Source organism: Accumulibacter sp., from assembly GCF_029255285.1.
In the GTDB taxonomy this organism is placed as follows: Bacteria; Pseudomonadota; Gammaproteobacteria; order Burkholderiales; family Rhodocyclaceae; genus Accumulibacter.
Window position 1 is genome coordinate 231,042 of sequence record NZ_JAPUVI010000022.1, and the last position, 14,010, is coordinate 245,051.

Consider the following 14,010-nt stretch of genomic DNA (forward strand, 5'->3'; position numbering starts at 1 on the left):
GGGAGCGGCCGGCCAGACGTTCGCTGGCTCAACCCTCCCGGGCCCGACAGCTCGATGGGCTCTGCCCGGCGATGTTCTGAAACCGACACCCTCCATCAACTGTGATCAGCGGAGCGCAACGTGGAAAGGCAATGGTTCCTGGAGTCGATCGCGGCCAATGGCTCGCATCTCACCTACCAGATCACGCAATTGCCGTTTCGTATCGGTCGCGATCCCGATAACGACCTCGTTCTCACTTCGCGCGGCCTGAGCCGACATCACGCGCTGCTCACGCCCGACATCAGCGGCCGCATCCGGCTGACCGATCTGAACAGTACCAACGGCAGCTTCGTCGGCCGCCAGCGCGTCGAAGGATCCTGCCTGCTCGACGACAAGGACATCGTGCACTTCGGCACCGCCGAATTCCGCCTGCGCCTGCGCGTCGAGGAAACAAGCGGCGGCGACCAGTTACGCACCATGCTGGTGCCGAGCGGTTTGCGCTTGTCGGAAATGTTCGTCGCCCACGAGCGGGAGTTCCTCGACCTGCTCGACGGCTACGGCATGTCGGGTGCCGCGCAACCGATCGTCGAAGCACAGAGCCGAAGAGTCGTGGCCTACGAATTGCTCGGTCGCGCCAACCACCCGCTCTTGCCGACCTCGCCGATGCGCCTCTTCTCGCTGGCCAGCGCGCTCGATCGCGAGGTCGAGTTGAGCGTCGCCTTCCGCCGCTTCGGCATCGCGATGATTGCACCGCGTCTGCAAGGCTTCGCGTTGTTTGCCAACACCCATCCCAAGGAAACGTTCAGCGAGGAATTCTTCGCCTCGCTGGTCAGCCTGCGCGAGCAAAACCCGGGGCTCGACCTGGTGATCGAAATCCATGAAACCGCCGTCACCGACAGCCGGCGCCTGATCGAGCTTGCCGCGCGCTTCCGCGATATCGGCATACGCTTCGCCTACGACGATTTCGGCGCCGGTCAGGCGCGGCTCAGCGAACTCGGCGAGGCTCCGGCCCATTTCGTGAAGTTCGACATGGGGCTGCTGCACGACATCCACCTGGCCAGCGAGCGCAAACGACACGTCGTCAGCGACCTCGTCAAACTCGTTCTTGACCTCGGTTCGGTGCCGCTGGCCGAGGGGATCGAGCTGGAAGCCGAAGCGGAGGTATGCCGGGAGATGGGCTTTCAGCTCATACAGGGCTTTCTCACCGGTAAACCGATTCCGGTCGACCAGTTGCAAGGCCCCCGTCAGATCGCCGGCTAGGGTAGCAGCGTGATGTAGCGCTTGGCCACGAAGCCCGTGCTAGCCGGCTGCTCGATGGCATACCAGGTGCCGAATTCACCGATCACCCGTACCGACGTTCCGGTCGGCAGGCGGCCGCTGGCGCTGCTCGCCGTCGTCGGACGACTGCGTACCATCAGATCGTCGCGTACCGTCGCCACCACGCCGTTGCGGCGCAGGGGTGTCACCGCGAAATCGTTCTGGTCGGGGACGTCAGCGCGGCCAAGGTTGATATTGGCGTTGGGCGGGCGCGTCGGATCGCGGGATCCGGCGAGCGGCCGGCCGATGGCGGCAAGAATTTCGTCTTCCGATCCCAGTGGACCGAGCGCCGCGTCGATGCCGGCCGCCGCCGGGAAGGTCGGCCCGGCGCCGAGCAAGCCACGCAAGTAGACGACGTGGGCCGGCAGCGGCGACGGAGGCGGTGAGGCCAGCGGTGCATGGCGTGCCGCCAGCAAGGCAATCTTGAGCTGGGCGGCAACCGGTGGCAGCAGCAGGAGATCGGCCAGTTGCGGCATGACGAAGTTCATGTCGACGTGCGGCGCGGCCAGTGCGCAACTGCCGAAGCGCGCCAGTTCGGTCATGAACCGGCCACGACGCGCCGGGTTGTACTGCATCCATACCTGCTCGAGAGTGATCGCCACGCGCATGTTTCCGGTACTCGTCGGGTCGGCGGTCACGCGGCTGAACAGTTGATTGACCTGCGCAACGTTGCCGGCGATCACCGCCAGGGCGCTGTCGATCTGGGCGGCCGACGAGTGGTTCTCCATGTACAGGACGAACACCCGGTCGGCCAGTTCGCCGAGTTGGCGGATGGCCTCGCCACTGCCCCAGTAGTGATTGGCCGCCAGATCGTAGAGCGGCTGAATGACGGCTTCGCGCCAGGTATCGGTAGCCACCGCGCCCAGATGCGTCGATCGCCCGGCGCCGATGCGGCGCAACATCGCATCGCGGCAGGCATGCGTCCCGGCCACCTGGTCGCGTGCCCAGCACTCGAGTACGGCCCGCAGGCAACCGGTCGGTTCGGTCCCGAATTCGACGTACACCAGCTTGTCGGCCACCAGATCGGGGTCGCCGGGGACGCTCAGACCGATGTCGGTCGACCCGGGGCGAAGGAAAGTCGTTTGCGACGGCGCGAACGACGCATCGGCGCCGAGCACCGTGGCCCCCGGGCCGGCCATCTTCGCCACCACGTCACGCAGGCTGGGGTCGGCGGCCAACGCCGCGTTGACGTCGGCGGCGGCGTCGGCCGGCAAGGCGCGCAAGGCCGAGCCAACGGCATGCGAGTTGGTCAGGCAGGCATCAAGAACGATTCGGCGCTGCGTCGGATCGCCGCTCATCAGGCCGGTCAGGGCGCTCATCAGGGCCGTCGTGTTGGCACCCGCGGTGCCACTCGTGCCCAGGGCGTCGACGGTCATCGCCGCACCCGCGCTACCGGCCAGATTGAGCACCGTCGCGTTGCCGTGGCCGCCGATCAGCGCCTGGTAAATCCGGCCATTGATCCCGTAGCGTGCCGCCACCGGAGCCAGTTGCGACTGATAGCCACCCACCGTCGCGTGCCCTTCGATGACGATGGTCAGGATGTCGGTACTGCTCACCATGTCCTGCAGGCCGAGATTGCGATGGAAGGCCCCGTTGTCGTCGACCGCCGGGTAGAGCACGACCGTCAGGGGTCGCCGCAAGGGCGACCAGGGCGACTGGGCCAGTTGCGGGTAGGCTTCGTTGCCGACCAGACCGTCCAGCGTCCCCTTGGTGAAATGGTGGAAAGTTCGCGCATAGGTGATCCGGCCGTGATAGGTATGCGGCAGGGCGCCTTCGCGACGCAGGGCGAGGAAGGATTCGACTTCGCTGCCGTCATTGGCCGACAGGACCGGCGTGCAGGTCGTCAGATAGCTGATGAAGTTGCCCAGTTCGGGCATCGCCGGATCGACGAGCTTTTCGAACGGCCCCTTGCTCGCCGCCGGATTCGGCGGCGCACGCATGACCAGCGACAGGTTGGCCGCCGGCCAGGCGGCTTCCAAAGTCGTCAGGTCGCGCCCCCAGCTCTCGGCCTCGTTGATGTTGCTCGTCGAACGCAACCAAGCGGTGTGGTCGGTCGCCGCGCCTTCGGCGTATTTCTCGAGCGGCGCGTAGATCGCCGGAATGCCTTTGCCGATGATGTCGCCGACCCTGAGATCGCCAGCCCCGGCCACGACGTTCGGGCGCTCGGCAAAACGATCGAGCTCGCGGAACGCCGCCAGTGCCGCCGCGTCGGCCTGCAAGGCCGGGCTCGTCGCCCAGTCGAGCTGACTGTCGGTGAGCATCGAGAAGCCGGACAGCGTCATCGCCCGGATACTCGCCGGCGTCTCCGAGGTCTGCGCCGGCGTGCGCGTCACCGCCGGCCAGCGCAGGACGATCGGGTCGCCAGCGCTCTGCTGCTGAGCGACGTGCGCCAGTTCGTGAGCGATCAGATCCTGGCCTTCGGGCGTGTCCGGCCGGTACTTGCCCTGCGCAAAAGCGATGTGATCCCCCACCGTGAAGGCGTCGGCCGCCAGCCGATCCGCCTCACGGGCGGCCGCCAGACCGCTGTGGATGCGCACACGCGACAGATCGGCCCGCATGCGCTGCTCAAAGTAGCCGCGCGTCGGTAGGTCAAGCTCGATGCCAGCGCCCAGACGGTCGACCACGCTCTCGTCAACCGCAGTCGGCAGGGCTGGCGCAGCCTCCGCGGCGCGGCGCGGCATCACCGACTGCTTGGGCGCCACGGACATCATCGGCGGCGCTTGTGACGAGGAACTCGCCGCGACCGGCATGGAACACATCAAGGCCTTTTCGTCGCTGACCACCTGATTGTTCTTGTCCAGCGTCTCGATCGACGGCGGCGCCGAGTCGCCCGTCACCACACCTTTCATGGCGTCGCCATCGAGCTTGGGCTGCTCGACCTTGATCGCGTCGGCAGGCTTCTCGGGCCGGATCTTGCCGCTCTTCGAGTTGTAGCCCAGACTGCCCGACGCCTTGATGCCAATCGGCAACTTGTAGTTGGCTTCAGCCAGCGTCCAGTCCTTCTTCCACACCGTAACGGTGTCGACCAAAAGGTTGAGGCGGGCCGACACTTCGCCGAACAGACGGAACTTCAGTTCCGGCGAAATGTCGAGATCCAGCGTGTTGGTGATGTCCAGCCCCTTGGCTCGACTGTAGGTGAATTCGGACTTCGCCGAAAGCACGGGTTTGTCGGCCGGGATGCCGGCCGTCGCTTCGGCGCCGACACTGCCGACCAGTTCGGCCACCGCCGCACCGAAGATCAGATTGATCTTGGCATCGGCGCCGAAGCCGGCATCGGCATAGACCGCGAAAGTCCCGCCGCCGCCGATTTCGAGCGTCTGGAAATCCGCCTTGGCCGGATCGAATTCCTTGATTTCGATGGTGATTCCGGTCAGCTTTGCGGGCCCGACGCTGGCATGCGCCTTGGCCGAGATCGAGGCCGAGAAGGTGATGCCGACGCTCACCGAACCGACCGCAAAACCGAGCCCCGGCAGCGGCACCGGCGGCGTCGAAAAGGTCTTGTTGAAAAACTCGCCGCCGTCCTTGGGATACTTGCCGAAGACCTCGAAGTCCTTGGTCTTCAGATTACCGCCGACGCGCACCGAGCCGTCCGGCAACAAGCGCAGCTTCAGCGTGCCGTCCAGCTTGTCCTTGATGAACTCGGCCTTGATGTCGGCCGCGCCGAACACTTTGAAGTCCTTGCCCGCGCCCTTGTCGCCGCGCACACCGGTTTTCTCGTCGACCGTGGCGTTGGTGACGCCCGCCGTGACCTTGCCGTCGAGCGGACCTTTCTTGACGCTGAATTCGCCTTCGACGAGCACCGAACCGTCATCATAGCTGAACTTCAGCTTGGCGCCGCTGAGCCCCGGCAACTTGGGCGTGACATCGCCACTGGCGGCGACTTTCCAGCCCTTGTCGCCCTGCGTGACGCTGACCGTGATGTCGGCCTTCTCGACTCCCGGCACCTTCTCGTCGATGCCGAGCTTGCCGGTGATCTGCAGCGTGTCCTTGCCGTAGCCGACGGTCAGCGATGCGCTCTTGAGGCCGGGAATGTCCGGCTCCACACTGCCGGTCGCGGTAAACAAGGACTCGGCGTAGGCCGCCTTGAGCGTCGCCGACTTGATCCCCTTGACCTTGTCCGGATTGGTGATACCCAGCGTGCCGCCGCCGAAGAAGCCCTTGCTGCTAGAGTAGCCGAGGTCGACGGTGGCCAGATCGAACAGCTTGCGGTCGGCGGTCAGCGTCCCCTTGGCGACGAGTTCGGGCCCCTTCGGCCCGGCCTTGACGGTCACCGAGAGGATGCCGGCGCCCAGACCGGCGATCGTGAAGCTGATCGAGCCGTCGGCACCCAAGCCTTGCGTCGCGAAGAAGAGCGTCAGACTGACATCGTCTATGGTCAGACCGGGAACCGGCAGCTTGCCTTTCAACTGCTCGATGGAGAAGGTATGTTCGAAGGCGAAATCGTCGCCGCGCCAGCGCACCGGAATCGGCACGCCGGAGATCAAGGGGTGAGTCGTGGTCAGGGTTCCGTCGACGCTGAGTTTGCCGCGCACGAAAGCGAGCTCGCCGAAGCTGACCGGGCTGGCGCCTTCGACTTCGACTTGCGGCGGCGACAGGCTCGACAGTGCGCCGGCGTATTTTTTGCCTGAAACGCTGTTCAGGGTGCTCTGGAACGTGGTTCCCTTGTTCGCCTTGACGCCCTTCGGCAAATCCCAGGAGCCCTTCAGCTCGCCGACACTGCCGGTATGGTCCTTGTCGAGGTCGGCCGTCAGCGTGATCGACTTGAGTTCGATCCCGGCCAGGCGACCGCTGTCGATCAAGGTGACCGTCTTCTTGTTGCGCGGAAAGGCGTCGATGAAGCCCTGGCCGGTGTAGGAGTAGAGCGCGAAACGCGTCTTGTCGTTGCCGTCGTCCTTCGCCGGGCGCTTCTCGTCCTGCAGCCAGATCAGGTGCTTGCCCTCGCTAATCTGCTGGCGGCTCCAGAACTGCGCCGTCTTCTCGGGGTTCTTGCCCTCGCCGCCGCCTTCCACGGTCTTGAAGTCGACGTCGTTCTCGTCGAGATACTTCTTTACCAGCGCGTCGCCGGTATTCTTGTCCACGGCACCGAGGTACACCTTCACGTTGGCGTAGATCACGGCGCGCAACTGCGAACCGACGTTCGTGTTGTGCGCTCCGGTCAACAACTCGTAGTTGTCGAAGGCATCGGCGCCGCCGAGTTGCACTTCAACGATGTGGTCGACCTGCAGGGGCGACTTCAGCCAGCTCCCGTCCGGCGTCCATGTCGGAACCTTGAGTTGCTCGATGAGCTCGCCCTCGGTGCCCGAGAGGCTCTTCTCCTGCGCTCCGTAGAAGGTCAGCGTCTGGCGACCGCCACCGACCTGGAAGCCGATCGCCGCGTAGTAGGCGGCGAGATCGAGTTTTTCTTTCCACTTCTTGACCTGCTCGGTCTGGAAAGGCGGCGTCTTGCGGTCGTAGCCCTTGGGGCGACGCAACGACTTACCGGCCAGCTTTTTGTAGAGATCGGCATGCCGCGCCTTGATCGCGGGCAGCTTCAGCGTTTCCAGCGCCGGCCGCGCCGCCTTGTCCTTCGCCGGATCGATGGCATCGCTGGCAATGTCGTTGGCGTCCTTGTACTTCGGATTGTCGGGCTTGCGGCGCACGACGTTGCTCACCGCCATGGAATCGTTCTGCAGCACGTGCGCCAGTTCGTGCGCCAGCAACGTCCGGCCCGACGACGTTGCCGGCTGGTACTCGCCGGCCGCGAAAGCGACGTGGTTGCCCCAGGTAAAGGCACGCGCGCGCAACAGACGGGCCGCTTCGCCGGCGCTGTCGTCGGCATGGATGCGCACCTCGCTCAGATCCCGGCCCAGACGCTGCTCGAAGAAGGCGCGCGTGTCGGCGTCGAGCGGCACGCCGGCACCAAGGCGCGACAACAGTTCGGCCGCCGTCGCGGGAACGTTGCCGGCGGCTGGCCGATCGCGCGCCGCGGCGCTGGCTGCCGCCTGGCGCTTGACCAAGCCTTCGTCCGGCACCGCCGACGCCGCCGTCGCCGTCGGCGGGGGATTGGGCACCTGACCCGCACGCTTGCCGTCGGTAGCGGCCGCCGCATTCGCTGTTGGCACCGGTTTGGCCACCGGCACAGGCGTCGCCGGCGCCGTTGGCGAAACCTTGCCACCTCCCCCGCCCGACGCCGCACGCGGCTCCTGACGCTTGATCTGTTCGCCCGGCGAACGACCGGGAGCTACGCCGGCGCCAGACGCAACGGCCGGCTCGGGCTGGCGCATCACGCGCTGGGCGATAGCGTCGGCCTCGCGCTCGACCGCGTCGCCCGGCTCGCTGACCGCGAGTTTGGCGCGTACGGCCAAACGGTCGAAGCGTTGCTGGCTACTGCCGGACGGTGCCGCCGAAGCGCCCTGGCTTGTGGCTGGCGAGCCCGCCCGGATTTGCGACGCCTGCCGGCCGACGACCGCCCCCGGCTCGACCGGACGCGCTTCAGGCGGTCTGGCGTCCGGCGCTTTCTGCCCACGTTCCGCCTGGCCGGTTTTGGCCGGTGGCGTGGCCGGTTTCTTGAAGTCCGCGGCGGGTGGAGCGGCGGCAGGCATCGTTCCCGGCCCCCGTCAACCGGCGTTGAGTTCGAAGAAGATCACCTCGTCGTAATCGTTCGCGACGAGGCCGATCTCGGTGAGCTGCCCGCGGTCGTGCGCGTTGATTTCCTGGACCACCTGGCGCGCCGCGGCCGGCGCAGGCCTGCCGGCCGCCACCAGTGCCTCGACAACCGCCTTCAGCCGCTCCGGAGCGCCGGCATCCGGCGCGGCCTTGGTCGTCGCCAAGGTGACGCCGCGCACCGGCTGGTCGACGTTCAGCGAGGCGATGAAGTTGGCCAGCGCCGCCCCCTGCGGCGTGTTGTCGGCGAACTCCAGGGGACTGCGCGGCGCTTCCTTGTTCAGGTAATGATTCGGGGCATCCCAGTTGCCGTAGATGAGCAGCGCATTGCGCGTTTCGCCGGCCGCGGCGCTGACCACCAGCAAGCCACCGTCGAGAGCACCGTCGGCCAGCGGTGGCGGCGGTTGTGGAATCGCCGCCAGAGCACCCTCGCCCGCCGCCGGCGGCCGGGTCAGACTGGCGATCTGCTGCAACATGTTGCGCAGGCGGAAGTGATTCTGCCAACCCTGCCCGGTCGCCGGCGCGCTTTCCCATACGCGTCCGAGAACCACTTGCGGCGCCGGTGCCGCCAGGCGCCACATCGCCAGCACGCGTTCGGCCGATTCTTCGGCAAAGCTGCTCTCGTCACGGAAGCGCAGGATCCCCACGCGCTGGAACTTGAACCGTGCAAGGTTCTCGGGGTCGCCCTTGTCGAGCGCCGCCTTGAGAAGTTCGAAATCCTTGAGCGTTTCCAGCCGCAGATGCCAGACCTGGAAAGCCTCGACCGCCGGAACGACGAGCGGCGCGCAGACCGGTCCGCACAGGTGCGTGCGCGCCCGGCGGAACATCACCCAGTCCTGCACGGCGCGTACCTGCTGCGCCGCCGGCAGGTCGAGCGTCGGGAACAGCCGGCGCCGCGCACGGGCCAGGAAAGCGGCGTCGTCGCTCACTTCGGCGATCGCCAGCAGCGTATTCATCACCGCTACGCCGAGTGCATCCGTCGCAGCGGGCATGCCGGCCAGCGCGCTCATGACGAGCAAAGGCTGGCGAGCTGCCAGCGTGGCGTCTCCGGACAAGCCGACGCCGCTGCTCGCCAGCGCCCGCACGACGTTCTGCAGCACCGCCTTCTTGGCCTCCGTCGAGTTGCTCACCGAGAGCACGGCGCGGCGCGGCGATTCCTGCCAATCGATGAACACCGGCGAATTCGACGGGTCATGCCGCTGATCGTCGAGAATGAAGCTGCCGGCATCACCGTCGCCCCGGCGCAGCAGCGTCAGGCGCAAGGTGCTGCGCCTGGCGTCGGGTTTCCGCGTTTCCGTTCCACCGACCATCGTACTGCTGGCGATCATGTCCATCTGCACCAGCAGTTCGACGTAGTCCTCGACGAACTTGCGCGACAGAACCGTCAGCTCGCCGGTCAGCGTCGCGACGGTGCCCCGACGACCGGCAATCACCCGCAGTTCCGCCTTGACGTCGAGCGCCCCGCCAAGCCCCAGGTCGAAGGGGTCGCCGCCCACGTCGCCGGCCAGGTAGACACTGTAGCGACCGATTTCGAGCGCCAGCTTCTGCTCGCGCTTGAACTCGAGACCGGAGACCTCCTGCGGCTCGGCGGAGGTAGTCAGCGTCAGGCCGTAGCTGCCGTCGTCGCGCGTCTCGCTGCGCGCCATTCCGGAAAGAGTCAACGCCAGCAGCGGGTTGTCCACCCGATCGTAGGCCTTCTCCGCCACCTCCGCCGGCGCACCACCGTAAGCGTTCTCGTCGGGCGCCGCCGCGGCCGCCGGAGCAGCCGGAGCCGGAGCCGGGGCCGCGTCGACCGCCGCGGCGGCTTCCGTCTTGCTCTCAAGCGAACCGAAGTCGAATACGGTCAGCGCGGCCGCCCGCATGTCGACCTGCCACCAGGTGCCGGCCGCCTGCCTCTGCAGGTCCACCACCTGACCGTCCGGAACGAAGATCTCGACCTCTTCGAACTCGCCGGGATGATCGATGCCGCGCGTCAGCGACAGGCGCTGCAGATGCTGCGCTTCGCTCAGCAGGTGGGCAATCTCGTCGGCCCGCACGGCATGGTAGTGCAGGCGGACGCCCTCGCCGAACATGCGCGCCAGTTGTTCCTCGAGCGCCGTCTTGCCGGGCGAGACCGGCAGGTAACCGGCCGGCGGAAGTTCGACGAAGCCGGCGTTGATCAGCATGCGTTGTGCCGGCAGGGCACCCTTGCCGAGTTCCGCCTCGGCGAGCTGGCTGCTCAGATCGTAGAGCTCAGCGTAGGCCAGCTTCACTTCATTGGCCGCCTCCAGAGCGCCTTTCTTGCTCGGCTTGTCGCCGAAGGACTGGACGATCTTCTCGGCGCTGTCGCGATACCTTTTGTGCAGCGCCTCGAGTTCCTGGCGCGTCCTGTCGAGCAACAGGCGCAGTTCCGCGCAATCTTCGGCCGGCGTGACGACCGCGCTGCCGGCATCGAAAAGGCTGCTGAGCTGGCACTGAAACTGGAGGATCTGCGCCACGAAGACGTTCCACGGGCGCATCGCCAGGCGCCCCTGCCAATAGCCGCGCGCCTGTGTATCCATGCGCTCGCGCCGCCCGCTCCAGGCATCGAGAACGCGATTGACGCCGGCTTCACGCACCAGCAGTCCGATCACCACTTCATCGCGCCCATACAGGCCGGCCGGCTCGCACCAGATCCCGCTGGCCAGCCCCGCCGCGCTGAGCGCGTTCGCCGCCAGCCACGGCTCGGCGGCAAAGTAGGCCGATGCCACACGGTTGCGCAGATGCACATGCGAGGTCGCAACCGCGCTGCTCGCCGGCAACAGCAGCTTGATGGGACGCAGACGCAGAACGACGCCTTCGCGCCACCAGGGATGCCGCGCGTCGCTGGCGCAGGCGCTCTCGCACAATTTGCCGAAAACCGGCTCATTGCCACACTGCCCTTCGACCGGGCCGACGGTAATCTCGTAGATCGCCAGCGCGGAGCTCTCCTTGACGCCACCCTTGTCGGTGGCCAGACAATCGGCGAGTTCGGCGTTGCCACTCGCCGGCGCTGGCGTCGCACCGGCCAACAGATCGGCGATCGCCGTCTGCATTTCGGCGGTCGCGAGAACGAAATTGCCCGCCGCCGTAACCGCCAGCCCGGCGCCGACCCGCAGATCCGCCCCGCTGACGGCAATCCCCATCCCGTGTACGACACCCCAGCCGCCAGCCAGATTGGCCAGCCGGGTGCGCGTGCGGTGGTAATCCTGTTCGAGCGCAAAAGCATCGGCGCGCAGGAACTGCCCATCGAAGTAATGCAGGCGGGTCAGTGGGCTCGCCTGCTCGATGAAGGCGACGCCGTCTTTGACGCTAATCTCGACGGTCTCGCCGGTGATTTCGTTTTTGCCCATGACTAGCCCCTGAAGATGGTGGTGGTTAGGGTGCGGCCGTCGCTATCCGGAAGCAGCGCACCGGCGGGAATCAGATTGGCGCCGAGCAGTGGCGTGCTGCCCGTGCCGACGACGCTGACGCGCAGCCGCGAGCCGACCGGTGCGCGATCGAGCGTCAGCGTGACGCTTGGCTGCGCCGGATCGCTCTCGTCGTAGGTCGGCGCGGCGAGGACGAAAGTCTTCCAGCCTTCGTCGTCGAGGTACTCGCTGACGCCGAAGGCCACCGCCTGGACGCTGGCGACCGCCAGTCGCTGACTGAAAACGAGCGTCAGGTCGCTGCCGGCCAGCGTCGCGCCGCCGCCGACGACGACCGCGCCGGCCGCCGCCGCGGGCGGCGGCTCGGTCAGCAGCAAGGCCTGCAGCAGGTAGCCGGGCAGCAGGCTGTCGCGCCCGCCGAGTTCGACGCTGCCGATCGTCGCCTGCCAGCCGCTGGCGTCCTGCCAGACATGCACGTCGCGCAAGCGGGCGATCGGCAGGCGGAGTTCATCGTCGTCGGCCGCGTCCATCAGCTCGTCGGCCACCAAGGGCGACATTTCGGCCACCGCGCGCGCGCTGACTTCGCGCAGCAGTGCGGCGCGAGCCGCTGCCTGGTCGGCGGCCGGCAAGGTCGGCAAGACGGCCAGGCGGTCGGTCAGCCACTGCTCGGCCGGCAGCGGCTGGCCGGCGCTGTCGGTCGCCATGGGAAGCCGCCCGAAGTAGCGTTGCAACAGGTGATAGGGCGTCGGCGAAGCCGCCGCCGGCGCCTCGACGTGCCGCACCAGCGCCAGTTGCGGGCGCTCGCAGAGACGCGCGTAGGCGATGTCGGCGGCACTGCCGGCGCAGGGCTCGGCGATCGCCGGCACCGGTTGGGCGAGGCAAGTGCCGTAGCCGACGATCACGTCGAGGTCGAAGCGGGCATCCTTGACCGCTTCGATATCGTCGAATTCCTCATCGCCGGCGTGCTTTTCCCACCACTTGGGCAGGCTGACGCATTGCTCGACGTCGAGCAGGAGATCGCGGCCGAGTGCGTCGATGGCATAGCCGGGACCGACGTGCAGTTCGAAATCGTCGGTATCGAAGCGCACCGGATAGCCGGCGACGACGCCGCTGCCGTGCAGCAGGCGCTGATGGCGGCGCAGACGGCCGACGTGGAAGCCCTGCTCGGCGCGCAGATCGGCAACACCGAGCAACATGCCGAAGTGGTAATTCGGCGCGCACTGCGGGTTGTCGGGCAGGCTCGCCGCACAGCGGTCGATCACCGGTACGCCGCTGCAGGCAAGTCCGGGGGTGTCGTTCGCTTTCATGGCCGTCTCCGTGCTCAGTAAAGCGACGCGCTGCGCGCGACCGCCGTCGCACGCTGGCGCTGCGTCTCGCTCTCAGCCAACCGATCGGCGCTGGCGCGCCAGTGCGCGGCACTCGCCGCGGCCACCTTGCGCTGCGCCAGCCGGGCCGCGCTCAGGGCACCCGCCAGCGCCGCCTCGGCGCTGTCCAGCTCCGCCAGCAGCGCGGCCGACGTCGGTGGTCCCTGCAACAGCGTCAATCGCGCCAGCGCGCCGTCGAGGCTGTCGAGTGCCTCCCAGAGGGTGTCGGGAACGGCCGCCAGCCAGGACTGCAGGATCGACCGCTCGCCGGCGTCGAGCGCGGCGCGCGCGCTGGCCAGGTCGGCTGCCTTGCCGTCGAGCGCGGCGCGCGCCGCACTCAGCGTCGTCGCTTCGAGTTGCACCAGGGTCGCATCGGGATCCGCCTTCAGCGCCGCATAGAGCGCCTGATCATAGCTCGCCTGCGCGGCTCGCCGCGCGAGCTGCGCGTCGTCGACCGCCTTCAGCTTGACGAGCGCCGATTCGCGCGCCGACTGGCGGCCCGCGTCGTGCAGGCGGGCCTGCTGCCAGGGCGTCAGAATCGGGAAGCGGGTCGGCGGAAGCGCCACCGGCAGCGCCGCCAGACGCTCCAGTGTCGCCGTGTCGGCGGCGAGCGCCGACGCCGCCTGAAAGCGCGCCGCCAGCGCCCGGCGCGCCGCATCGAAGGCCCGCTGCGCCTGCCCCACAGCGTCGTGGCTGGCCGTGAAGGCAGCCGCCTCGACCGCCGCCGCGCTGCTCACTGACGCCTCGACGATCGCTCGCCGCGCCCGTACACGCTTGAGAAAATCCTTTTCCGCCGTGCCGCTGGCGGGAAATTCGCCTTCGACACGAGCGCGCGCGTCGGCGCCAAAACTGCCGAGCGCCGCCGCGGCGTCGGCCGCCAGACCGGCGAGGCTGCCGCTAATCAAAGCGTCGGCCATCGAAGCCCGCTCCGCGGCATCCTGGCTGGCTTGCACCAGAGCGCGCCGCGCTGCGTCCAGTTCGCCGGTCAGCTCGGCGGCCCGCTCCTGGTGCGCCGACAGGCCGGCGCGCCGTCGCTGTACCGCGAGTTCGCCATCGGCCAGTCGGTCATTGGCGGTCGCCAGCCCGATCAGAGCCTCTTCCATGCGCCGCAGCAACGGGTCGCCGTCGGCCGGCATGGGGATGGCGGCCAGTTCACGGCGCGCTGCCGCGAGGTCGTCGGCGGCCTGCCGCGCCGCGTCGGCCGACGACCGCTGCGCCGCCTGCGCTGCCGCCAGGGCATTGCCGAGCGTCACCACCGCCGCCTGCTCGGCACGCAGAGCGGTGTCGAGGCGAGAGACCTCGTCGGTCCAGTATTGGGTCAGGGTGGCCATGGAAATTCCTCC

Annotated in this window: 5 protein-coding genes; 1 reads left to right on the forward strand and 4 read right to left on the reverse strand. The window is 67.7% G+C overall.

The genetic code is table 11. From position 1 onward, the window contains the following. Positions 1 to 120: 120 nt before the first annotated feature. Positions 121 to 1,239: an EAL domain-containing protein gene (locus Q1M07_RS02390; protein ID WP_300450078.1), complete on the forward strand. Its 1,119-nt coding sequence runs from the start codon at positions 121 to 123 to the stop codon at positions 1,237 to 1,239. Here the strand turns inward: Q1M07_RS02390 and Q1M07_RS02395 are convergent. From Q1M07_RS02395 to Q1M07_RS02410, 4 genes are read right to left on the reverse strand one after another with little or no spacing between them, the layout of a single operon-like run. Then, entirely contained in the window at positions 1,236 to 7,877 is a 6,642-nt protein-coding gene (locus Q1M07_RS02395) for a DUF4157 domain-containing protein (protein ID WP_300450081.1), read from the reverse strand. The two genes, Q1M07_RS02390 and Q1M07_RS02395, sit on opposite strands and share 4 nt — an antisense overlap. Positions 7,878 to 7,892: 15 nt before the next feature. Continuing rightward, entirely contained in the window at positions 7,893 to 11,288 is a 3,396-nt protein-coding gene (locus Q1M07_RS02400) for a hypothetical protein (RefSeq protein WP_300450084.1), read from the reverse strand. Between the two features lie 2 nt (positions 11,289 to 11,290). Then, positions 11,291 to 12,610 (reverse strand): hypothetical protein, encoded by a 1,320-nt coding sequence (locus Q1M07_RS02405; RefSeq protein WP_300450135.1) that lies wholly within the window; start codon positions 12,608 to 12,610, stop codon positions 11,291 to 11,293. Positions 12,611 to 12,624: 14 nt separating this feature from the next. Then, positions 12,625 to 13,998 carry a hypothetical protein gene (locus tag Q1M07_RS02410; RefSeq protein WP_300450138.1) on the reverse strand — a complete coding sequence of 458 codons (1,374 nt, stop codon included), beginning with the start codon at positions 13,996 to 13,998 and terminating at the stop codon, positions 12,625 to 12,627. Positions 13,999 to 14,010: the final 12 nt, after the last annotated feature.

Excerpts from the sequence above, each read along its gene's own strand:
- Q1M07_RS02400 (WP_300450084.1), bottom strand. The coding sequence starts at position 11,288 with ATGGGCAAAAACGAAATCACCGGCGAGACCGTCGAGATTAGCGTCAAA.
- Q1M07_RS02405 (WP_300450135.1), bottom strand. The coding sequence starts at position 12,610 with ATGAAAGCGAACGACACCCCCGGACTTGCCTGCAGCGGCGTACCGGTG.
- Q1M07_RS02395 (WP_300450081.1), bottom strand. The coding sequence starts at position 7,877 with ATGCCTGCCGCCGCTCCACCCGCCGCGGACTTCAAGAAACCGGCCACG.
- Q1M07_RS02410 (WP_300450138.1), bottom strand. The coding sequence starts at position 13,998 with ATGGCCACCCTGACCCAATACTGGACCGACGAGGTCTCTCGCCTCGAC.